20 protein-coding genes are annotated in these 21,055 nt (G+C 72.9%); 11 read left to right on the forward strand and 9 right to left on the reverse strand.

The window, feature by feature from the left end:
• The first annotated feature begins 134 nt into the window (after positions 1-134).
• On the forward strand, positions 135-1,133 hold the full coding sequence (locus tag OG990_RS03010) for a TerC family protein (RefSeq protein WP_328418781.1): 999 nt from the start codon (positions 135-137) through the stop codon (positions 1,131-1,133).
• A gap of 36 nt (positions 1,134-1,169) precedes the next feature.
• Here the strand turns inward: OG990_RS03010 and OG990_RS03015 are convergent, their stop codons facing one another.
• Positions 1,170-2,087, reverse strand: a complete 918-nt coding sequence (locus OG990_RS03015) for an NlpC/P60 family protein (RefSeq protein WP_386983906.1) — start codon at positions 2,085-2,087, stop codon at positions 1,170-1,172.
• 60 nt (positions 2,088-2,147) lie between these two features.
• Positions 2,148-3,245, reverse strand: a complete 1,098-nt coding sequence (locus OG990_RS03020; RefSeq protein WP_355609736.1) for a dipeptide epimerase — start codon at positions 3,243-3,245, stop codon at positions 2,148-2,150.
• A gap of 44 nt (positions 3,246-3,289) precedes the next feature.
• Here OG990_RS03020 and OG990_RS03025 point away from each other — a divergent pair, with 44 nt between their 5' ends.
• Positions 3,290-4,087, forward strand: a complete 798-nt coding sequence (locus OG990_RS03025) for a tyrosine-protein phosphatase (RefSeq protein WP_406078923.1) — start codon at positions 3,290-3,292, stop codon at positions 4,085-4,087.
• Here the strand turns inward: OG990_RS03025 and OG990_RS03030 are convergent.
• From OG990_RS03030 to typA, 3 genes are all read right to left on the reverse strand, one after another.
• Positions 4,056-4,757, reverse strand: a complete 702-nt coding sequence (locus tag OG990_RS03030; RefSeq protein ID WP_406078924.1) for a lysoplasmalogenase — start codon at positions 4,755-4,757, stop codon at positions 4,056-4,058. The genes OG990_RS03025 and OG990_RS03030 overlap by 32 nt on opposite strands.
• A gap of 54 nt (positions 4,758-4,811) precedes the next feature.
• On the reverse strand, positions 4,812-5,672 hold the full coding sequence (locus OG990_RS03035; protein WP_406078925.1) for a serine hydrolase: 861 nt from the start codon (positions 5,670-5,672) through the stop codon (positions 4,812-4,814).
• A gap of 121 nt (positions 5,673-5,793) precedes the next feature.
• Entirely contained in the window at positions 5,794-7,662 is a 1,869-nt protein-coding gene (typA, locus tag OG990_RS03040) for a translational GTPase TypA (protein ID WP_328418775.1), read from the reverse strand.
• A 133-nt stretch (positions 7,663-7,795) separates the two neighbouring features.
• On the opposite strand from typA, the gene OG990_RS03045 reads away from it, so the two are divergent.
• Both OG990_RS03045 and OG990_RS03050 read left to right on the forward strand, forming a co-directional pair.
• Positions 7,796-9,214 carry a DedA family protein gene (locus OG990_RS03045; protein WP_386983899.1) on the forward strand — a complete coding sequence of 473 codons (1,419 nt, stop codon included), beginning with the start codon at positions 7,796-7,798 and terminating at the stop codon, positions 9,212-9,214.
• 33 nt (positions 9,215-9,247) lie between these two features.
• Positions 9,248-10,138 (forward strand): lytic transglycosylase domain-containing protein, encoded by an 891-nt coding sequence (locus OG990_RS03050; RefSeq protein WP_328418773.1) that lies wholly within the window; start codon positions 9,248-9,250, stop codon positions 10,136-10,138.
• A gap of 67 nt (positions 10,139-10,205) precedes the next feature.
• On the opposite strand, the gene OG990_RS03055 is transcribed toward OG990_RS03050, so the two are convergent.
• Positions 10,206-12,335 carry an MMPL family transporter gene (locus OG990_RS03055; RefSeq protein ID WP_406078926.1) on the reverse strand — a complete coding sequence of 710 codons (2,130 nt, stop codon included), beginning with the start codon at positions 12,333-12,335 and terminating at the stop codon, positions 10,206-10,208.
• A 124-nt stretch (positions 12,336-12,459) separates the two neighbouring features.
• Here OG990_RS03055 and OG990_RS03060 point away from each other — a divergent pair, with 124 nt between their 5' ends.
• The 5 genes from OG990_RS03060 (at position 12,460) to OG990_RS03080 (ending at position 17,661) form a co-directional block, all read left to right on the forward strand.
• Entirely contained in the window at positions 12,460-12,975 is a 516-nt protein-coding gene (locus tag OG990_RS03060) for a MarR family transcriptional regulator (protein WP_328418771.1), read from the forward strand.
• Between the two features lie 3 nt (positions 12,976-12,978).
• Complete coding sequence (locus tag OG990_RS03065; protein WP_406078927.1) at positions 12,979-14,670, forward strand: CocE/NonD family hydrolase; 1,692 nt, start codon at positions 12,979-12,981, stop codon at positions 14,668-14,670.
• 159 nt (positions 14,671-14,829) lie between these two features.
• Positions 14,830-15,705, forward strand: a complete 876-nt coding sequence (locus tag OG990_RS03070) for a hypothetical protein (RefSeq protein ID WP_406078928.1) — start codon at positions 14,830-14,832, stop codon at positions 15,703-15,705.
• A 103-nt stretch (positions 15,706-15,808) separates the two neighbouring features.
• Positions 15,809-16,384, forward strand: a complete 576-nt coding sequence (locus OG990_RS03075; RefSeq protein WP_406078929.1) for an ArsR/SmtB family transcription factor — start codon at positions 15,809-15,811, stop codon at positions 16,382-16,384.
• On the forward strand, positions 16,381-17,661 hold the full coding sequence (locus OG990_RS03080; RefSeq protein ID WP_328418768.1) for an MFS transporter: 1,281 nt from the start codon (positions 16,381-16,383) through the stop codon (positions 17,659-17,661). Before OG990_RS03075 ends, OG990_RS03080 begins: the two co-directional genes overlap by 4 nt.
• Positions 17,662-17,709: 48 nt before the next feature.
• Here OG990_RS03080 and OG990_RS03085 read toward each other — a convergent pair whose 3' ends face one another.
• Entirely contained in the window at positions 17,710-17,913 is a 204-nt protein-coding gene (locus OG990_RS03085) for a cold-shock protein (protein ID WP_007462771.1), read from the reverse strand.
• 182 nt (positions 17,914-18,095) lie between these two features.
• Between OG990_RS03085 and OG990_RS03090 the strand changes: the two genes are divergently transcribed.
• Together OG990_RS03090 and OG990_RS03095 are read left to right on the forward strand one after the other, a co-directional pair.
• A complete protein-coding gene (locus tag OG990_RS03090) occupies positions 18,096-18,791 on the forward strand; it encodes a 50S ribosomal protein L11 methyltransferase (protein ID WP_355609775.1) in 696 nt (231 codons plus the stop codon).
• 103 nt (positions 18,792-18,894) lie between these two features.
• The gene (locus tag OG990_RS03095; protein ID WP_328418767.1) at positions 18,895-19,515 is read left to right on the forward strand and encodes a VTT domain-containing protein; all 621 of its coding nucleotides are present in this window, start codon (positions 18,895-18,897) and stop codon (positions 19,513-19,515) included.
• An 87-nt stretch (positions 19,516-19,602) separates the two neighbouring features.
• Here OG990_RS03095 and OG990_RS03100 read toward each other — a convergent pair whose 3' ends face one another.
• A complete protein-coding gene (locus tag OG990_RS03100; RefSeq protein ID WP_328418766.1) occupies positions 19,603-20,256 on the reverse strand; it encodes an MBL fold metallo-hydrolase in 654 nt (217 codons plus the stop codon).
• 7 nt (positions 20,257-20,263) lie between these two features.
• Positions 20,264-20,980 (reverse strand): maleylpyruvate isomerase family mycothiol-dependent enzyme, encoded by a 717-nt coding sequence (locus tag OG990_RS03105; protein ID WP_386983884.1) that lies wholly within the window; start codon positions 20,978-20,980, stop codon positions 20,264-20,266.
• Between the last annotated feature and the right edge of the window lie 75 nt (positions 20,981-21,055).

Consider the following 21,055-nt stretch of genomic DNA (forward strand, 5'->3'; position numbering starts at 1 on the left):
TCGGTCGCCGTCCCGCTCGCGGGCGGTGGCGGAAGAGACCTCCGACAGTCACCAGAGTGAGCGTGAGCGGCACGCCGGGACCCGCAGGGGCGTACGGTGTGCCCGACGCCGCGTGTCTGCCGGAGGAATGAACGTTGGACGTGTCCGGATTGGTGTGGGCGGGGACCCTCGTCGCACTGACTGCGGTCCTGCTCGTCGACCTGTTGATCATCGGTCGACGCCCGCACGAGCCGAGCGTGCGTGAGTCGAGTCTCTGGGTCAGCTTCTACGTCGGCCTGGCCCTGCTCTTCGGCGCCGGTGTCTGGTTGACCTCCGGGGCCAGCGCGGCCGGGCAGTTCTACACCGGCTGGCTCACCGAGTACAGCCTCTCGGTGGACAACCTCTTCGTCTTCGTGATCATCATGGCCCGCTTCGGTGTGCCCCGGCAGTACCAGCAGAAGGTGTTGCTGGTCGGCATCGTGCTGGCGTTGGTGATGCGCGGCGGGTTCATCGCCGCCGGCGCCGCCTTGATCTCGCAGTTCTCCTGGGTCTTCTACATCTTCGGCGCCTTCCTGATCTACACCGCGGTCAACCTGGCCCGGCAGGGTGAGCCGGACGAGGACGAGTTCTCCGAGAACCTGTTGATCCGGTGGAGCCGCAAGGCACTGCCGATCTCCAAGGACTACGACGGCGCGAAGCTGACCACGCACTTCAACGGCCGGCGGCTGTTCACCCCGATGCTGATCGTGATGATCGCGATCGGCACCACCGACCTGATCTTCGCGCTGGACTCGATCCCGGCGATCTTCGGCATCACCCAGGAGCCGTACCTGGTCTTCACCGCGAACGTCTTCGCGCTGATGGGCCTGCGCCAGCTCTACTTCCTGCTCGGTGGCCTGCTCGACCGGCTGATCTACCTGAGCTACGGGCTGGCCGTGGTGCTCGGCTTCATCGGGGTGAAGCTGGTGCTGGAGGCGCTGGCCGACAACAACCTGCCGTTCATCAACGGCGGGGAGCACGTGGGCTGGGCGCCGCACATCCCGATCTGGCTGTCCCTGCTGATCATCCTCGGCACGCTCGGCGTCGCCACGATCGCCAGTCTGGTGAAGTCCTCCCGGGACCGGCGGCGCGAGCTGGCCGAGGCCCGGCGCTGACCACCGCCGGCCGGGCGCGGGGACGCGCCCGGCCGGTCAGACCCGGTGCACGCCGACCAGGGTCGCGGTCCGATCGGCCGGCATTGGCTCCTCCACGACCCGCCGCCGCCGGTAGCAGGCGTGCAGCATCCGCCGGTTCTCGTGGTCGCCGGGGACGGCGGTGACGATTCCGATGTGGTGGATCTTCCGGCCGGGGCGGGCGAAGAAGTAGAGGTCTCCGGGGCGTTCCGCGCCCAGCGGCAGCGGGGTGGTCGCCGCCGCCTGGTCGGCCGCGTCGCGGGGCAGCAGCACCCCGAACCGGCGCCAGGCCAGGTGCACCAGCCCGGAGCAGTCGATGCCGTACGAGGAGAGCCCGCCCCAGACGTAGGCCACGTGCAGCAGCCGCTGCGCCACCGCCAGCGCATCGGCGGCGCTGGGCGGCTCGGCCGGTGCCGGGACCAACTGGCCGTCGGGCAGCCAGAGCGGTGCGGCCTGACCGGGGACGTGCACCGGCTGCCAACCGTTGAGCGCCGGACCGGCCGGGACGAGACGGGTGCCGACGACCACGCCGGGCAGCACGACCGGCCCGTCCGGCGCGGCGCGCAGCCCGATGACCGTGGCGTCCACCACCAGCGGGCGGCCGGTGACGGCCGGGTCGACGGGGGCCAGTTGGTCGGCCGGTAGCCAGCCCGGGTAGCCGCGCGGATCCAGCGTGGCGGCGGGCTGCTCGACGGCCACCACCCGCGCCCAACCGTCCGGGCGCAGCTCGCTGATGAGCACCCGCTCACCCAGCAGCAGTTGGCTCAGCACGCAGTCGCCGACCTGCTGGTCGGTGTCCAGGCCGGAGACCCAGGCCGGGATGTCGGCGCGCGCGGTGAGCGCCGGCCCGTCGACGGCGCGGACCGCCTCGGGGCAGGTCCAGAGCGTCGCCACCGCGACCCGGACGACGGCCTCGCGGCCCGGTTGCAGCTCCACGTCAACCCCCAGCTCGTGTCGGCCGTCCTCCGGAAACCATATGAAAGAAACTAACGATCATCAACTGCGGGTCTGTATCTTTGCTTCAGCCAAGCCGGAAATGCCCAGGCCGGGGGCGTCCGGAAGCACCACGGTGGCTGCCTCGTAGTGCAGCCCGCCGTGCACCGGCGACCAGGCCAGCCACCAGGCGGCGTCCAGGTCGGAGACTGCGGTGGTGCCGTACGCGGCGACCAGGCTCGCGGCCGCGCCGATGCCGATCTGGGTCTCCATCATCGACCCCACCACCGTGCCGAGCCCGTGCGCGGAGGCCAGATCCAGCAGGGTGCGCGCCGGGTGCAGCCCGCCGCACTTGGCCAGCTTGACGTTGACCAGGTCGGCGGCCCGGCGGCGGATCACCTCCACCAGGTCACGAACCCCGAAGACCGCCTCGTCGGCCAGGATCGGCACGGACACCCGGTCGCTGACCCAGGCCATCCCGTCCAGGTCCCAGCGGGCCACCGGCTGCTCGACCAGCTCCACATCGAGCCCCGCGTCCTCGATGCCGCGGATCACCCGGACCGCCTCCCGGGGCGTCCAGCCCTGGTTGGCGTCGAGGCGGATCTGGACCCCGGCGCCGACCGCCGAGCGGACCGCCCGCACCCGGTCCAGGTCGCCGGCCGCGTCGGTGCCGACCTTCAGCTTGAGCACGCCGAAGCCGTCGGCCTGTCGCTGCCGCGCGGCCGCCGCCAGGTCCACCGCGTCGCCCGCGGCCAGCGTGACGTCCGTGGGCACCCGCAGCCTGGTGCCGCCGAGCAGCCGCACCAGGGGTACGCCCAGCCGCCGGGCGGCCAGGTCGTGCAGGGCCACGTCCACCGCGGCCTTCGCCGCCTCGTTGCCGACCACCGCGCGCTGTACCTCGGCGCAGCGGGTCACCAGGTCGTCCGGGTCGCGTCCGGTGAGCAGCGGCCCGAGCAGCTCCCGCACGCACGCCTCAGCTCCGGCGACCGACGCGCCGGTGACCTGCCAGACCTGCGGCGCCTCGCCGAAGCCGGACCGGCCGTCGGCGTCGACCAGCTCGACGACCAGCGTGTCCACTGTGGTGGTACGGCGCAGCGCGGTGACGAAAGGGGTGTGGAGGGGTGCGGAAACCCGGTGGGTGCGTACCGCCGAGATCGTCATGTGGGGCACCCTATACGCAGGCACGCGGCGGGAGGGGAGACCGGATGACCGGGCGGGACTGGGAGATGGTGGGTGCGCCGAACGCGCGTGACCTGGGCGGCCTGGTCGGTGCCGACGGCCGACGAGTGCGCGCCGGACGGCTGATCCGTACCCCGGCGTTGGGCCGGCTCACCGACGAGGACCTGCCGGTGCTCGCGAAGCTCGGGCCGGCCTGCGTGCTCGACCTGCGCGACGGCTCGGAGATCGCGGTGGCTCCGGCGGACCGGATCGTCGGGGAGCCCCGGATGGTGCATCTGCCGGTGCACGACCCGGAGCATCCGGTCTTCACGTACGTCTCGGCGGTGCTGCTCGGCCACGACCTGGACTCGTACGCGGAGTTGGCCCGGCAGGGCACAGCGGGGGCGATGGCGGAGATCTACCGGTGGTTCGTCACCGGAGCGTCGGCGCGGGTCGGCTTCGCCGAGGCGGTACGGCTGGCGACCCGGCCGGAGAACCTGCCGCTGGTCTACCACTGCTCCGCCGGCAAGGACCGCACCGGTTGGCTCACCGTCATCCTGCTGACCGCGCTCGGAGTGGACGAGGCCACGATCCGCGCCGAGTACCTGCGCAACAACCAGCTGACCGACAGCCTCCGCGCGGTGATCATCGAGGCGATGCGGCGGCGGCAGCCCGAGCTGGACGTCGACGCGGTGCTGCCGGTGCTGGAGGTCCGCCCGGAGTACCTCGACGCCGGCTACCAGGAGGTCCGCCGGGTGCACGGCTCGTTCGACGGCTACCTGCGCGACGGGCTCGGGCTGACCGACGAGATCCTCACCGGGCTACGGGCGCAGTTGTTGGAGTGACCGGTGCGTCGGCCGGCGTTCTGGCGCGGCCGGCCCGGCCGATGACGATCAGCGCCTGGCCGGCCGCGTAACTCGCCATGACCAGCACCGGCGCGCCGGGTGGCTGTGCCACTCCAGCCACCCCGGTGGCGATCAACAGGTCGGACCCGAGGAACAGTGCGGCGCCGAGACCGACCCGCCAGCCCTGGGTGACGGCGGTGCTGGCCATCGCGGCCAGCGCGAGCGCGTACCCGGCCACCGGAACGGCCAGCCCGGCGTCCGTCAGCCCGGCCCACATCCAGGTCAGCGCGACGACGGTCAGCACCGCGTACACCAGCGGGACCACGACCAGCGGCGCACGGCGCAGCGCGGTCGCGGCGCCGTGCCGGGTGAACGCCGCGAGGTAGCAGAGATGGGCGGCGAGGAAGCAGACCATGCCGGCCATGAACCAGCCGGTGCCGTCGCCCAGCAGCGCCACGTCGCCGCCGGTGGAGAAGGCCAGCGCGGCGAGCACCAACCGGTCCGGACGGGCACCGCGCTCGGCGGTGGCCCGCCAGAGGTACGCGGCCAGCAGCGGCATCAGCAGCGGCTTGGTGAGCAACTCGGCCACCCCGCCACCGGTGGCGTTGGCCAGCAGGTTCGCCACCGTCACGGCGAGGAACGCGGCCAGGAGAGTACGACTGCGCGGCATCAGCGGCTCCGGGGTGGGGGTGCGAGCAGCCTAGCCGGGATCGGCGGGTGCGGGTCAGAGCTGGTGGCGGGCCGCCCAGACCTGCGCCGAGACGTTGGCGATCAGCCGGCAGGCGTCGTCCTCGACCTCGTCTCCGCTCGGGCCGCCGTCGGCCAGGTCGGTGGTGGTGCAGACGACGATCAGGTACGGCGGGGCGTCGTCGGGCAGCACCACCCCGGCGCCATGCCGGACGCCGCGCACCCAACCGCCCTTGTGCGCGATCCGGGTGCCCTCGGGCAGGCCGGCGGCCAGGTCCTCGCGGTGCTCCTGGGCGAGCAGGACGTCCAGCATGGCCGCGCAGCCGGCCGGCGATGCGAGCCGGCCGGGGGTGGTGGCCCCGGTGGCCAGTGCGCCGAGCAGGGCGGCCAGGTCGGCGGCGGTGACCAGGTTGGTGATGCCGGCCTCGCGGGCGGCGAAGTCCTCGATGCCCCGGCCGGTGACGCTGTACCGGGCACCGGCCAGCGCCCACACCTCGGCCACCGCCGGCAGCCCGACCTGCCCGATGACCAGGTTCGTGGCCAGGTTGCTGGACCGCACGATCATCCGGTCGGCCAGCCAGCGCAGCGGCGCGGTGCCACCCACCCGGTCCCAGACCGCGTCGTCGTTGTCGTAGTGCTGCGCGCAGGAGAATCGGGGCGCGCCGGGCTGGGCCGAGTCGAACTCGTTGACCACCGGGACCGGGGCGTCCAACTCCAGCGTGCCGGCTTCGGCGGCGCGGTGCAGCGCGGCGAGCACCCCCGCCTTCATGGTGCTGGCGGCGTAGTGGGCGGCGTCGGCGTGGCGGGTCCAGGTCGGGGGCGCGTCGAGCCGGCCTACGTACGCCGAGACGGTGCCGGGCACCTTGTCCAGGTGGGCGTCGAGATCATCCCAGGTCATGCCGGTGACCGTAGCCGATCAACGGCGGGCCGACCGAGTGGGGCCGGCGTACCCCCGCTGAGAAGCGGCCGGGCGCGCCGGCCGCAAGCGGCCGACGCGCCCGGTGCCGGGTGCTGGTGGGTCAGCCGGCGTGCTTACGGCGGGCCGCCGCCCGACCACGCAACTGCTGGTCGAGCATCACCTTGCGGATCCGGACGGCGGTCGGGGTGACCTCGACGCACTCGTCCTCGCGGCAGAACTCGAGCGCCTGCTCCAGCGACAGCTTGCGCGGCGGGATCAGCTTCTCGGTCTCGTCCGAGGTCGACGCCCGCATGTTGGTGAGCTTCTTCTCCTTGGTGATGTTGACGTCCATGTCGTCGGAGCGGGAATTCTCCCCGACGATCATGCCCTCGTACACCTCGGTGGTCGGGTCGACGAAGAGCTGCCCGCGCTCCTGCAGGTTGATCATCGCGAAGGCGGTGACCGCGCCGGAGCGGTCGGCGACCAGCGAACCGTTGTTGCGGGTACGCAGCTCACCGAACCACGGCTCGTAGGACTCGAAGACGTGGTGCAGGATGCCGGTGCCCCGGGTGTCGGTGAGGAACTCGGTGCGGAAGCCGATCAGGCCGCGCGCCGGGACCAGCCACTCCATCCGGATCCAGCCGGTGCCGTGGTTGACCAACTGCTCCATCCGGCCCTTGCGGGTGGCCAGCAGCTGGGTGATCGCACCCAGGTACTCCTCCGGCGCGTCGATGGTCAGCCGCTCGACCGGCTCGCAGGTCTTGCCGTCGATCTCCCGGGTGACCACCTGCGGCTTGCCGACGGTCAGCTCGTAGCTCTCCCGGCGCATCTGCTCGACCAGGATGGCCAGCGCCAGCTCACCACGGCCCTGCACCTCCCAGGCGTCCGGCCGCTCGGTGGGCAGCACCCGCAGCGAGACGTTGCCGATCAGTTCCTTGTCCAGCCGGTCCTTCACCATCCGCGCGGTGACCTTGGAGCCCTTGACCCGGCCGACCAGCGGCGAGGTGTTGGTGCCGATGGTCATCGAGATGGCCGGCTCGTCGACGGTGATCAGCGGCAGCGCCACCGGGTGCTCCGCGTCGGCCAGCGTCTCACCGATCATGATCTCGGGGATGCCGGCGACGGCGATGATGTCGCCAGGGCCGGCCGAGTCGGCCGGCTTGCGCTCCAGGCCCTCGGTCATCAGCATCTCGGAGATGCGGACCCGCTGGGTGCTGCCGTCGGTGCGGCACCAGGCCACCGTCTGACCCTTGTTGATCGTGCCCTGGCGGACCCGGCACAGCGCCAGCCGGCCGAGGAACGGCGAGGCGTCGAGGTTGGTGACGTGTGCCTGCAGCGGCGCGCCGTCCTCGTACGCGGGCGGCGGGATGGTGTCCAGCAGGGTGCGGAACAGCGGCTCCAGCGAGGTGCTGTCGTCCGGCACCGAGCCGTCGGCGGGCTGGGTCAGCGAGGCGATGCCGTCGCGGGCGCAGGCGTAGACGATCGGGAAGTCGATCTGCTCCTCGTCGGCGTCCAGGTCGAGGAAGAGCTCGTAGGTGTCGTCCACGACCTCCTTGATCCGGGCGTCCGGCCGGTCCACCTTGTTGATCACGAGGATGATCGGGAGTCGCGCCCGCAGCGCCTTACGCAGCACGAAGCGGGTCTGCGGCAGCGGGCCCTCGCTCGCGTCGACCAGGAGCACCACACCGTCGACCATGGTCAGGCCGCGCTCCACCTCGCCACCGAAGTCGGCGTGGCCGGGGGTGTCGATGATGTTGATGGTGACCGGGTCGGAGCCGTCCGCCGGCAGGTAGTGCACGCCGGTGTTCTTGGCCAGGATGGTGATGCCCTTCTCCCGTTCCAGGTCACCGGAGTCCATCACCCGCTCGGTCGTCTCACCCCGGGCGCCGTACGCGCCAGCCTGCCGCAACATGGCGTCGACCAGGGTGGTCTTGCCGTGGTCGACGTGAGCGATGATGGCGACGTTGCGGAGGTCGGTGCGAAGCTGCATACCCTCTATCCTTCCGCCTGCGCTCGCGCAGGCTGCGTCGGGGTCACCCCCAGGTGCCCCTGATCTCTGGTGAAACTGCTGTCCGGGTCGTTCCCCCGGCTGGCATGCTGACTCCCGTGTCCCGGGGGCCTGAGTGCACGATCTGCTGACCTTGGTGCAGGGTCTGCCCACCCTGTGGATCTACCTGGTCGCCGCGTTGATCGTGATGGGCGAGACCGCGGTGATCTTCGGCCTGCTGGTGCCGGGTGAGGCTACCCTGCTGCTCGTCGGCTTCCTCACCTACAACGGTACCTTGCGGCTGGGCCCGGCGTTGCTCGCGATGATCGTCGCGGCGGTCCTGGGTGATGGGCTGGCGTTCCGCGCCGGACGGCGGTACGGCCCGCGGCTGCGTGCCCGGCTGGGCCACCGGGTCGGGCCCGCGCGGTGGAGCCGGGCGGACGCCATGCTCGCGCGGCTCGGGGGGCGGGGCGTGTTCGCCGCGCGCTGGGTGGCCTTCGCCCGCACTCTGGTGCCCCGGTTGGCCGGGGCGTCCGACATGCCGTACCGACGGTTCGCGCCGTGGAACCTGGCCGGCGTGGTGACCTGGGTGGGCGGGTCGGTGCTGCTCGGTCACCTCGCCGGTGAGTCGTACGACACGGTCTCCCGGTTGCTCGGCCGGGCCACCGGCGCGGCACTGGTGTTGCTGGCCGGGCTGTTGGGGGTGGTGCTCGCCGGCCGGTGGCTGGGCCGCAACCCCGACCCGGTACGGGCGTTGCTCTCCCGGGCCGGCGCGTTGCCCCCGGTGCGCTGGCTCAGCGCCCGCTACGGGGTGCTGTTCTTCCTGGTGGCTATGCGGATCGGACCGGCCTGGACGCTGCTGCTCAACCTCGCCGCCGGGCTGCTGCTGCTCTTCGCCGCCGGGCTCGCCATCGCCGGCCTGCTCGCCGTCGGGGTGCGCAGCAGCGGGCTGGCCACGCTGGACGGGGCGATCGAGGCCTGGTTCGCCGCCCGCCGGACTCCGGGCGCCGCCGACGCCACCATGGTCGTGGTGTCGTTGGTGCGCGGGTGGGTGTTGATCGTGCTGGTGGCCATGGTGGCCGCGGTGCTGGCGTGGCGGAACCGGCCGTGGCGGGCGGACCTGCTCAGCGTGGTCGGCACGGTGGGCGCGTTCGTGCCGCTGCTGGTACTCGCCGTGGTGGCGGAGCTGACCGGTTCGCCGGGGGCCGGCCCGGACGGCGGCGAGTCGGTCCCGTTCCCGACCCAGAACGCGGTGGTCGCGGCGAGCTTCTGCACCCTGGCCTGGCTCGTGTCCCGGGGCGCCCGGTGGCCGGTGGCGGTGGCAACCTGGACAGCCGCCGCCGCAGGCGTGGTCGGTGTCGGCGGCGCGCGGCTCTACCTCGGGCTGGACACGACGAGCGGGACTGCGGCAGCGGTGCTGCTCGGGGTGCTCTGGACGGTGGTGTTCATGGTCGCCTGGGCCACCCGGGACCGGGCGATGGGGGATCGGGAGCAGCCGGCGGACGGGGTCCGGCCACCGTCGCAGGGGCCTCGCCGCCCGGTCGAACCTTGCTAGGGTGCGGCGACGATCACATGGGGGAGGAACGGCATGCATCGACGGAATGGTCGGGTGGGCGCCGGTTTGCTCGCCGGGCTGCTGCTGGCGGGCACGCTGGTCGGCTGCGGCCCTGCGAAGGAACGCCCGCAGGACCAGACCGCGCCAGTCGCGGTGACCGAGGTACCGGTGGAGGCGCCGGCGGAGGTCCCGCTCGATGACGCCGCCGGGGAGCCGAGCCCGTCGGCGACCGGGGCGGCGGGTGCCGCCCCGCAACGCCTCGCGTCCCCGAGCCCGGCAGCGCCGAAGGCGGCGACTCGCACGGCCACCGCGGCGCCGAGGCCGCGCCTGGTGCCCAGACGGCCCACCGAGACCTGGGCTCCGCCGCCGCCGCCACGTCCGCGAGCGAGCCCCTGCACGCCCAGCTACCGGGGCACCCAGGCGACCAGGGCCGAGGCGAAGGCGGCGCTGACCGACGCGGCGGCGCGCACCTACTGGCCGGTGTCCGCCCCGGCCCTGAAGATTCCGCTGAACCTGGTCAAGGCCACCGCCTGGCAGGAGAGCGGCTGGCAGTCCAACATCTACGCCTGCGACGGCGGTGTCGGGCTGATGCAGGTGATGCCGGACACCGCGACCTGGATGAACCAGCGGTTCGAGCAGAGCTACGACATCGACAACTACCGGGACAACGCGTACCTCGGCGGCACCTACCTGGCCTGGCTGACCAAGTACATCGGCGACATGTACTTCGAGTCCGACTACCGGCTCGACGCCGCCCTGTGCAGCACCGAGCTGAATTCCTGCCTGCTCAACGCGGTCATCGCCGCGTACAACTTCGGGCACGGTGCGGTGGCGCAGGAGGGACAGCCGCTGGCCATCCCCAACCCGTCGTACGTGCGCAACGTGCGGGCGCTGATGACCGAGTGCGTCTGCCTGGCGTACTGAGCACGCCGACCGACGCGACGGGGGCGGGGCCGGGGAGACCCGGCCCCGCCCCCGTCGCGGTGCCCGGTCAGTCCCGGGCGGCGGCGACCAGCTCGGGTGGCGCCGGGGCCTCCGCCACGCGCTCGCGGGCGATCCGGCCGGGCCACCAGAAGCGGTCGCCGAGCATGAACGCCAGCGCCGGGACCAGGACCGTGCGGACCAGCAGGGTGTCAAGCAGGACGCCGATGCACACGATGATGCCGATCTGGGTCAGCGTGATCAGGGGCAGCACCCCGAGCACCGCGAAGACCGCGGCGAGCAGGACACCCGCACTCGTGATCACCCCGCCGGTGACCCGCAGCGCGGAGAGCATCCCGTCCCGGGTGCCCGCCTTGCGGGCGTCCTCCCGGGCCCTGGTGACCAGGAAGATGTTGTAGTCCACGCCGAGTGCCACCAGGAACACGAAGGCGAGCAGCAGCACGCCGCTGTCCAGCGCCGGGAAGTCCAGCACGTGGTCGAAGAGCAGCCACGCCGCACCGAGGCTGGCGAAGAACGACGCGATCACGGTGAGCACCAGCAGCACCGGCGCGAGCAGGCCCCGCAGCAGGAGTACGAGCACCGCGCCGACCAGCAGCAGGATGATCGGCAGGATCAGCCGCAGGTCCCGGTCGTTGGCCTCCTCGGAGTCGTAGGTGGCGGCCACGCTGCCGCCGACGATCGCCCCGGACGGGGCGTCGGCGCCCTCTGCCGCAGGTGGCGCGGAGTTGGGGATCGCGGCGACCGCGTCGCGCAGCGCCTCGATCGTCCGGTTGGAGGCGGTGGTCCCGGGTTCGGAGGCCAGCACCACGTCGACCTGGGCGACGGCCTGGCCGGCGTCGCCGGGGCGGGCCGAGGCGACCCCAGGCACGGTGGAGGCCGCGTCGGTGACCGCCCGCACGGCCGTCGGGGTGGTGAGCACGGCCACCGGCTGGGTGGTGCCGGCGGGGAACGCCCGGGCCAGGGTCTGCGCGCCGGCCACCGCCTCGGGCTGGGCCCGGAACTGCTCGGTCTCGGACAGCCCGGTGCGGATCCCGAGCCCACCCAGCGCCAGGCCGGCGAGCAGCAGCGTGGCCAGCACCGCGACCGGCGCCGGACGGCGTTGCACGGCGGTGCCGAGCCGCCCCCAGAGCCGGCCCTCGCGGACCGCGCCACCAACCTTGGGTACGAACGGCCAGAACAGGCCGCGGCCGAAGAGCAGCAACAGGGCGGGAAGCACGAACAGCGCCGAGAGCATGGCGAAGACCACACCGGTGGCGCAGGCCACGGCCAGTGCCCGGTTCGTCTCCTGCTCACTGAGCAGCAGGGTGAGCACGCCGAGCACCACGGTGCCGCCGCTGGCCAGGATGGGCTCGGCCGTCCGGCGCAGCGCGGCGCGCATCGCCGCGAACCGGTCCTCCTCGCGGCGTAGCTCCTCCCGGTAGCGGGCGATGAGCAGCAGGGCGTAGTCGGTGGCGGCGCCGAAGACCAGCACGCTGGCGATGCCGGTGACCTGGCCCTGCTGGAGGGTGATGCCGACGGCCGGCACGATCGTGTCCACCGCGCGCAGGGTGAGCTGCTCGGTCGCCGCGACCACGACCAGCGGCACGATCCACAGGAACGGGCTGCGGTAGGTGATCAGCAACAGCAGCGCGACCACGGCGGCGGTCACCGCGAGCAGGGTGATGTCGGCGCCCTCGAAGACCGAGGCGAGGTCGGCGGTGAAGGCGGGAGCGCCGGTCACCTCGACGGTGAGGCCGTCGGGCAGGTCCGCCAGCGCGGCGCGTACCTGGCTGACCGTCCCGGTGACCTCGTCCTGGCCACCGGCGGTGCTGAGCGGCACGGCGACCAGCGCCACGGTCCCGTCCGGGGAGAGCTGCGGGGGGCTGACCTGCCCGGTCACCGCGAAGCGGCCCAGATCGCCGGAGCGGGCGGCGACGGCGTCCCGGTCGGCCTCGCTCAGCACGCCGCCGCCGCCGCGGCTCACCACCACGATGGCCGGCTGGACCTCGCTGGACGGGAGCTCATCTTGCAACCGTTCCACCTGGGTCGACTGCCACTGCACGGACAGGCCGCTGGCGGAGACCGGCGCCGGGTTGTTCGGTTGGGGTAGCCCGAAGACCGCCGCGCCGACGACGATCGCGGCGGCCACGGTGAGCCAGGCGGCCAACCGGCCGCGGGCGACTCTGGTGAAGACAGACATCAGGTGACCTCAGGGTCCTTCAGGTGGTCAAGTATCTCGACTATCGAGATTATCGACGGTTGCTCTATGCTGCAACCTGGGGACCGACGACGGGAAGAAGCGGCGCGAGGTGGCGACTCACGGCATGTACCGACGGCGCGACACGCGCCGCGAGCAGCTGGTCGCGGAGATCACCAACAACCTGCGGCGGTACGCGGCGGACGCCCAGCAGGTCGGGCACGCCTTCGCCAACCTGCACGGGCTCAACCCGACCGACCTGCAGGCGCTGATCGCGGTGATGGACGCCGAGCTGTTCGGTGACCCGATCACCCCCGGCCGCCTCGGTGAGCAGCTCAACCTCTCCTCCGGTTCGGTCACCGCCCTGATCGACCGGCTGGAGCGTGCCGGCCACATCCGCCGGGACCGGGACACCGTCGACCGACGCAAGGTGTTCCTGCACTACGCCGACCAGGGGGCCGCGCTGGCCATGCAGTTCTTCCAGCCGCTGGGCGCCCGTACCGACTCGGTGATGGCCCACTTCAGCGACGACGAGCTGGAGGTGCTGCACCGGTTCATGGGGGAGATGAGCCAGTCGTTACGCGCGCACCGTGACGCGGTTCGCGCCGCCCGGCCCCAGTCGCCCCGACGGCCGACGGACTGACCGGTGCCGCACCGGCTCGTCGCCCGCCTCGCCGGCGCCGCGCTGCGGCTGCCCGCGACCAGCCCCGGCCCGGTGCGGGTCACCCGTGACATCCCGGTCCGGGTCCGCGACGGCGTGGTGCTGCGCACCGACCACTACGCCCCGGCCGGCCGGGACGCACCCACCGTGCTGATCCGCACCCCGTACGGGCGGGGTGGCCCGCTGCGGCTGCTCGGCCGGCTGCTCGCCGCGCGAGGCTGGCACGCGGTGATCCAGTCCTGTCGGGGCACCGGCGGCTCCGGTGGGACGTTCGCCCCGCTGGTGCACGAGCGCGACGACGGGCTGGACACCCTGGACTGGCTGCGTCGCCAGCCCTGGTGGTCCGGTGCGCTCGGCATGTTCGGGGTCAGCTACCAGGGCTTCGCGCAGTGGGCGCTGGCCGCCGACGCCGGCGAGGAGCTGCGCGCGATGGTCGCGGTGGTGACCGCCTCGGCCACCCGGGATTCGACGTACGCGGGGGAGTCCTTCGCCCTGGACACGGTGCTGACCTGGGCGGAGCTGCTGCACGCGCAGACCGTGCCGTGGCTGGCCCGGCAGTGGGAGCTCAAGCGTGGGCAGCCCCGGCTGGTCGCCGCTCTGGAGCACCTGCCACTGGCCGGGGCGGATCGGGTGGCCACCGGGGTGACCATCCCGTTCTTCCAGGAGTGGCTGCGCCACCACACGCCGGACGCCGTGTACTGGCGGACCCGGGTCTTCGACGACCGGGTGGCCCGGGTGCAGGCACCGGTGGTCATGGTCACCGGCTGGCACGACATCTTCCTGCCCGCCCAGCTCGATGACCACGCCACCCTGCGCGCCGCCGGCGCCCGGCCGCGCCTGGTGATCGGCCCGTGGACGCATGGCAGTCCCGGCCTGTTCGTGGCCGCCCTGCGGGAGGGCCTGGCCTGGCTCGACGAGCACCTGACCGGCCCGGCCACGGCGAGCGGGCCGGCGGTCCGCGTCGACCGGTCCGCGTCGGCCCCGGTCCGGCTCTACGTGAGCGGCGCCGGCGGTGGCTGGCGGGACCTGCCGGACTGGCCACCGCCGGCGGTCGACACCGCCTGGCACCTGCATCCCGGCGGTGTGCTGGCCGCGCGCCCGCCGGTTGCATCGGCGCCGGACGAGTTCCGGTACGACCCGAGCGACCCCACCCCGTCGCTGGGTGGGCCGCTGCTCGTCGCGCAGCGGGCCGGCCCGGTCGACAACCGGCGTGTCGAGGCCCGCCCCGACGTGCTGACGTACACCAGCACCCCGCTGACCCGGCCGATCGAGGTGATCGGCCCGGTGCGCGCCGAGATCCACGTCCGCAGTGAGCTGCCGTACCTGGATGTCTTCGTACGGCTGTGCGACGTGGACCACCGCGGTCGCTCGTGGAACGTGTGCGACGGTCTGGTCCGGGTCACGCCCGATCGGTTCGCGGCCGACCCGTCCGGGGTGTGCCGGGTCCCGGTGCCGCTGTGGCCGACCGCGTACCGGTTCGGCGCCGGGCACCGCCTGCGGGTGCAGGTGACCGGTGGTGCCCATCCGCGCTGGGCGCGCAACCCGGGTAGCGGGGAACCCCTCGGTGCAGCCGTGACGCTGCGTGCCGGTTGGCGACAGGTCCTGCACGACCCGGCGTACCCCTCGGCGTTGTTCCTGCCGATCGTCCACTCTGGCTCTGCGCAACCTCCAATCTGAACTGACCCCCTCTGAGCTGGGCATTCATCGAAAACGCGGGCTATCGTTGAGTCAACGCCCGGCGCCGTGCACCAGTAAGACCGGCCGCGTTCGCAGCCCTGCACCGCGTACGCGGTGTGACGTCGTGCCCGGTCCCCGCCCGTTGGAGAGGGGGACCCCATGACCCGGGCCCCGGCGAATCTGTTGGCCGTCCGCACCCTGCTCCTGACCCACCTCGACAACGCCCCCGGGCCCGACGACCTGGAGCCAGCGGAAGTCGGCATCGTCGGCGATCCGGCGCACCGGGGCGGCTACCACTGTGGATCGGACCGGGTGGTCACCAACGACTACTCGGTGGTGGAGTCACCCCGGGACCGGGCCGGCCTGACCCTCGACGCGGCGGCACTGGACGTCGGCGGCTTCGACGTCCGCTCCGCTGGCCGGACGCACACCCTGCGCAGCTTCTCGCTCTGGTGCGTGGGGCAGTGCGTCGCGAACTCGGCCGACACCCGGGACATCCGCGAGATCATCTACAGCCCCGACGGTACGACCGTGAAGCGGTGGGACCGGCTCGGCAAGCGGAGCACCGGCGACAGTTCGCACCGCTGGCACACCCACATCAGCTTCTTCCGTGACGCCATCAAGGCGGGCCGCGACCAGCGGCCGTTGTTCCGCCGCTACCTCAGCTCCATCGGACTCCTGGAGGAGAACGACATGACTCCCGAAGAACACGCCTGGCTGGCCACCGTCCACCGGAACCTGACTGTGCTGGACGGCCGCAACCCGGTCGGGCAGATCTACACCCGGATGGCGATGGGTGAAGATGCCGCCGTCCAGAACTACGTGCCGGCGCACCCGACGCTGAAGTCGCTCGCCGCGCAGGTGACCGCCCTGCAGACCGCGCTGACCGCGCTGGCCGGTCGCGACTTCACCGACGAGCCAGCGATCATCCAGGGCGTGCTGGCCGGGTTGACCCCGGAGAAGATCGCCGCGGCCATCCCGCCGACGATGGCCAAGCAGGTCGCCGACGAATTGGCCCGCCGGCTGGTCGCCTGAGCCGCCCCCGGCCGCGTCGGTTGGTCCGAACCCTGCCGATCCGCAACGACTGGTTAGCAATATCTGTTGCGCAACAGATGTTGCGGATGGCAGGGTCGGTGGCATGGAGAGTCCCGACGTACGACAGGTCACCGACTCGCGGGTGCTGGCCGCCATGGCCCACCCGCTGCGCCGCCGGCTCATGGACGTGTTCAAGGTGCACGGGCCCTCGACCGTCGGCCTGCTCGCCGCGCGCACCGACCAGGCGCCCGCGAACGTCAGTCACCACCTCAAGGTGCTCGCCGCCGCCGGGCTGGTCACCGAGGCCCCCGATCTGGTCCGGGACCGGCGCGAGCGGTGGTGGCGCCTGGTCACCCGGGGGGTGCGCTGGTCCAACAGCGACTTCGACGCCGACCCGGCCGCCCGGGCGGTCGCCGACGCCGCCACGTCGCTCAACCTGGACCGGCACGTCGCCCTGGCCCGAGCCTGGCACGCCGCCGACGAGTCGGCGCAGGCCGCCTGGCAGGACGGCCCGTTCTCGACCGACAAGTGGCTGCACCTCACCCCCGACGAACTGGCCGAGCTGAGCCGCGAAATGATCGACCTGCTGGCCCGCTGGGCCGACCGGCCGCTGCCCGACGACGGCCGCGAACGGCAGCCCGTGTTCGTGTTCGTCCACGGCGTTCCGGCCCGGCCGTGACCGCGGCCACCCGCACCGATCCGGGTCCGGTTCGGCCGGCCGGTGGCCTGTTGCGGCACCGGGACTTCCGGTTGCTCTGGGCCGGTCAGGCGGTCAGCAGCATCGGCAGCAACGTCACCACGGTCGCGCTGCCGCTGGTCGCGGTGGCCGTGCTCGACGCCGGCACCTTCCAGGTGGCGGTGCTCACCGCCGCGGCCTGGCTGCCCTGGTTGCTGATCGGCCTGCCGGCCGGCGCGTGGGTGGACCGCCTGCCGCGCCGTCCGGTGATGGTCGCCTGCGACGTGTTCTGCGCCCTGGCCTTCCTCAGTGTGCCGCTGGCCGCCGCGCTGGATCGGCTCACCGTCTGGCACCTGCTGCTGGTCGCGCTCGGCGCCGGCACCGCGCGGGTCTTCTTCGAGACCGCCGACCAGGTGTACCTGCCGGTCGTGCTGCGACCCGAGCAGCTACCGGAGGGCAACGCGAAGCTGCACGCCACCCAGACCGTGAGCTACGTCGTCGGACCCGGAGTCGCGGGCCTGATCGCCCAGCTCACCGGGGCGGTCGCCGCGCTGCTGCTGGACGCGCTCACCTTCCTGCTCTCCGCGGCCTTCCTGCTGCGGATCCGCACCGTCGAGCCGCGCGCCCGGCGGGCGGACCCATCCCGGTCGCTGCGCCGGGACATCGCCGAGGGGCTGCGCTTCGTCGTCCGCGACCCGTACCTGCGGGTGCTGGCGGTCTTCGGTGCGGCCAGCAACATCGGGCTGATCGGCTACCAGGCCGTCCTGGTGGTCTTCCTGGTCCGGGAGCTGCGGCTCGAACCGGGCCTGGTGGGCGTCCTGATCGCGGTGATGAGCGCCGGCGGGATCGTCGGTGCGTTGCTGGCCACCACGCTGGCCCGGCGTTGCGGCACCGCGCGGGCCCTGCTGCTCGGTGCGGCTCTCACTGGCCCGCCCGCGCTGCTCATTCCGCTGGCCGCGCCCGGTGTCGGGCTGGTCTGGCCGGCCCTCGGCGGGGTGCTGATCGGCCTCGGAGTGGCCGTCGGAAACGTGGTCAAGGGCAGCTTCCGACAGATGTACACCCCGCATCACCTGCTCGGCCGGGTGACGGTGAGCATGCACCTGCTCAACTACGGCACCATCCCGCTGGCGGCCGTGCTGGCTGGCGCCCTCGGCGCGCGGTACGGCGTCGAGACGGCGATCGGGGTGATGACCACCTGGTTGGCGCTCACCCCGTTGATCCTGCTGATGGGGCCGCTCCGGCGGCGGCGGGACCTGCCCGCCGCCCCGGCGGCGTATTGAGTGCGCTGCGGCGGCGGCCGTCGACCGGCCGCCGCCACCGGCACGGAGCTACATCGGGCGGACGTTGTCCGCCTGCGGACCCTTCTGCCCCTGGGTCACCTCGAACTCGACCTTCTGGCCCTCGTTGAGCTCCCGGTAGCCGCTCGAGGCAATGGCGGAGTAGTGGACGAACACGTCCGGCCCTCCACCGTCCTGCTCGATGAAGCCAAAGCCCTTTTCCGAGTTGAACCACTTAACCGTGCCGGTTGCCATGCATCTCTCCCTGTTCAAAGCGGCTGACCCTCGGCCTGTGGCCGATGATCGCCCGTACCAGTCCGACAGTAACGGGCAAAACCCGGATCCGCCGGCCGAAGTGCCGTAGGCACTCGGGTGAAGTCGGGTGAACTCTACGTGCCGCCATGCGAAACCCCGCCCCCGCCACCCGGCACTGGGGCATGCTTGCGCCGATGAGGGGTGCCGCAGCCACCGCGCTGTCCGAGCTGGAGCGCGAGATCGACGCGCCCGGCGACGGCCTGGACCGGCTCCGACTGGTACCCACTCCGTTCGTCCCCGAGGTGCGGCTGCACCTGGCCGAGGACGCGATCGTCTGGTGGGCCCGGATGGAGGCCGCCGCCGGGCACGCCCTGCCGCCGCCGTACTGGGCCTCCGCCTGGGCCGGGGGTCAGGCCCTGGCCCGCCACCTGCTGGACCATCCGGAGCTGGTCGCCGGCCGGCGGGTACTCGACCTCGCCGCCGGGTCCGGGCTGGTGGCCATCGCCGCCGCGCTGGCCGGCGCGGCCAAAGTGGTCGCCAACGACATTGACCCGTACGCCGTCGCGGCGGTCACGGTCAACGCGCGGGCCAACCGGGTCGCCGTCGACGCCAGCGGGAGTGACCTGCTGGACAGCGGCGACGCGGAGGCGGACGTGGTCCTCGCCGGTGATGCCTTCTACAGCCGCGCACTGGCCGACCGGATGCTGCCGTTCCTGCAACGGGCCGCGGCCCGCGGTGCCGAGGTGCTGGTCGGCGACCCCGACCGGGGGCACCTGCCGGCGGACCGGTTGACGGTGCTGGCCGACTATCCGGTGCCCACCACGGAACCGTCCGTGGACTCGTCGCTGCGCCGGGTGCAGGTGCTGCGACCCGACTGAGGTGGGATCCCGATCTCAGGGGCGACCCTGAGGCGGACACCAGGGGTCGCTGGGGGGTGCGACCTGATGTCGGGGGTGGTGCGGCGGTCATAGCGTACGGGGTATGACGCAATGGCTGGCCGAGGTCGGAGAACTGCCCATCCTGCTGCTGATGGGCGCGCTCGGGTTGGTCATGCTCTTCGACGCCATCCCACTGCTCGGCGTCCTGGTCCCCGGTGACGTGGCGATCCTGGCCGCGGTCGGGGTGGGTCGCCCGGCCACCGGGCTGGCCACCTTCACCGCGGTGCTGGTCGGCTGCCTGGCCGGGTGGTCGCTGAGCTTCCTGGTCGGTCGCCGGTACTCGGAGCGGCTGCGACGCAGTCGGGTCGGCGGCTGGATCGGCGAGGCGCGCTGGACGGCGGCGGAGGGGATCCTGCGGGGTGGTGGTGGCCGGATGATGGTGGTGGCGCCGTTCCTGCCGGTGTTCAACGCGCTGCTGCCGCTGGCCGCGGGCGGGCTGCGCATGTCGTACCGGCGGTTCCTGGGCTGCGCGGCGCTCGGCGCGGCGGCCTGGGCGGGTCTCTACCTCGCGCTGGGCACCGCGTCCCGCTCGCTGGCCGGGCTGCTGCCGGGGGAGTCGAGCCCGCTGCTGGTCACCATGGGCGTGGGGCTGGTGCTCGCGACTGTGGTGCTGCTGGGCACCCGACGCCGGCTGCGGGCCGTCACCGCGGCGCCGACGCCCTGACCGGTTCGGCCCGACGGCGGGTGCGGGGTGCGTCCGCGCGTCGGGTGGGGGGAGCGGGGCCGGCCGGGGGGCCGGCCCCGCACAGGGTTACCAGCCGCGGGCGCGCCACTGGGGCAGGGCCGGGCGTTCCGCGCCGAGCGTGCTGTCCTTGCCGTGACCCGGATAGAACCAGGTCTCGTCCGGCAGCCGGTCGAACAGCTTCCCCTCGACGTCGTCGATCAGCGCGGCGAAGCGCACCGGGTCCTTGTCGGTGTTGCCCACGCCGCCGGGGAAGAGACTGTCGCCCGTGAACAGGTGCGGGGTGCCGGTCGGGTCGCGGTAGAGCAGCGCGATCGAGCCCGGTGTGTGCCCCTTGATGTGGACGACCTCCAACGCGCAGTCGCCGACCGGCACGCTGTCACCGTCGGCGAGCCGCTCCGCCTCGATCGGCAGCCCGGCCGCGTCGTCGGCGTGCACCAGCGCCCGGGCGCCGGTCTTGGCCACCACCTCCTCCAGCGCCACCCAGTGATCCATGTGCTGGTGGGTGGTCACCACGGCGGTGAGCCCCCGGTCGCCGATCAGGTCCAGCAGCCGGGGCGCCTCGTTGGCGGCGTCGATCAGCACCTGCTCGCCGGTGGCCGTGCAGCGCAGCAGGTAGGCGTTGTTGTCCATCGGGCCCACCGACAGCTTGCTGATGGTGAGCCCGTCCAGCTCCCGCACCGCTGGCGCACCGCCGTTGGTGACGTCTCCGCTGTATGTCATCAGGTGTCTATATCCATTCCGGTGGAGTAGGCAGGGGACCGTCGGGAGTGACGGCGAGCGCGTCGCCGCCGTCGCGGCCGATCAGCCAGGCGGCGAGGTCGGGGGCGGGACCGGCGATGATCGGGGCGTCGGCCCGCTCCCCAATCACCAACTCGTGCCCGGCGCCGTCGAAGCGCAGCACCATCGACGGCGGTGCTGGCTGGTCGGCGTGATGTGCGGCCACCTCGTGCAGCAGCCGGTGGGCGAACGCCTCCGACCAGTCGGCGGGCCGGTAGTCGGCCGCCAGGTCGAGGTGGTGCACCTCGATCTCGCGCAGCCGGCCCCAGACGAGCAGGGCGGCGGGCCACGGGCCCCGGCGGGTCTGCACCGTCGCCGCCCACGCCTCGACCGGCATGGCCGCGACGGCCTCGGTGAACCGGTCCGCGCTGCGTCGCAGGTCGTCCAGGTGCTCGGCTGGCGGCCGGCCCGCGCCGGCCTCGATGTCCGCCGCCCGGGCCTCCGGCGACGCGTACATCGGCACCGGCTCGCCGGTGCGGGCCGCGGTGAGCAGGTTGACGAAGCCGTCGGCGTTGCGCGCCAGGTGGGCCAGCACGTGGCCGCGTGTCCAGTCGGGCAGCAGCGACGCGGCCGCCAGGTCCGCGGCGTCGAAGGAGGCCGCGGTACGCAGCAGCCGGCTGGTCGCGTCGTCCACCTCGCCCGTGAGCAGGAGCGGATCGGTGGTCACGCGTCGACCCTAGCGGTCCGCCGTCGCGCCGTCGCCGGGGAAATCGCTTTCGGCGCGTCGGCGCGCGTCCTACCG

It is taken from the genome of Micromonospora sp. NBC_00858, assembly GCF_045207365.1.
Taxonomy (GTDB): Bacteria; Actinomycetota; Actinomycetes; order Mycobacteriales; family Micromonosporaceae; genus Micromonospora.

What these genes read in the sequence shown, in the direction of transcription:
- OG990_RS03020 (WP_355609736.1), bottom strand. Translation starts at nt 3,245, where the DNA reads ATGACGATCTCGGCGGTACGCACCCACCGGGTTTCCGCACCCCTCCAC.
- OG990_RS03025 (WP_406078923.1), top strand. Translation starts at nt 3,290, where the DNA reads ATGACCGGGCGGGACTGGGAGATGGTGGGTGCGCCGAACGCGCGTGAC.
- OG990_RS03030 (WP_406078924.1), bottom strand. Translation starts at nt 4,757, where the DNA reads ATGCCGCGCAGTCGTACTCTCCTGGCCGCGTTCCTCGCCGTGACGGTG.
- OG990_RS03035 (WP_406078925.1), bottom strand. Translation starts at nt 5,672, where the DNA reads ATGACCTGGGATGATCTCGACGCCCACCTGGACAAGGTGCCCGGCACC.
- typA (WP_328418775.1), bottom strand. Translation starts at nt 7,662, where the DNA reads ATGCAGCTTCGCACCGACCTCCGCAACGTCGCCATCATCGCTCACGTC.
- OG990_RS03050 (WP_328418773.1), top strand. Translation starts at nt 9,248, where the DNA reads ATGCATCGACGGAATGGTCGGGTGGGCGCCGGTTTGCTCGCCGGGCTG.
- OG990_RS03055 (WP_406078926.1), bottom strand. Translation starts at nt 12,335, where the DNA reads ATGTCTGTCTTCACCAGAGTCGCCCGCGGCCGGTTGGCCGCCTGGCTC.
- OG990_RS03060 (WP_328418771.1), top strand. Translation starts at nt 12,460, where the DNA reads ATGTACCGACGGCGCGACACGCGCCGCGAGCAGCTGGTCGCGGAGATC.
- OG990_RS03070 (WP_406078928.1), top strand. Translation starts at nt 14,830, where the DNA reads ATGACCCGGGCCCCGGCGAATCTGTTGGCCGTCCGCACCCTGCTCCTG.
- OG990_RS03075 (WP_406078929.1), top strand. Translation starts at nt 15,809, where the DNA reads ATGGAGAGTCCCGACGTACGACAGGTCACCGACTCGCGGGTGCTGGCC.
- OG990_RS03085 (WP_007462771.1), bottom strand. Translation starts at nt 17,913, where the DNA reads ATGGCAACCGGCACGGTTAAGTGGTTCAACTCGGAAAAGGGCTTTGGC.
- OG990_RS03090 (WP_355609775.1), top strand. Translation starts at nt 18,096, where the DNA reads ATGCTTGCGCCGATGAGGGGTGCCGCAGCCACCGCGCTGTCCGAGCTG.
- OG990_RS03095 (WP_328418767.1), top strand. Translation starts at nt 18,895, where the DNA reads ATGACGCAATGGCTGGCCGAGGTCGGAGAACTGCCCATCCTGCTGCTG.
- OG990_RS03100 (WP_328418766.1), bottom strand. Translation starts at nt 20,256, where the DNA reads ATGACATACAGCGGAGACGTCACCAACGGCGGTGCGCCAGCGGTGCGG.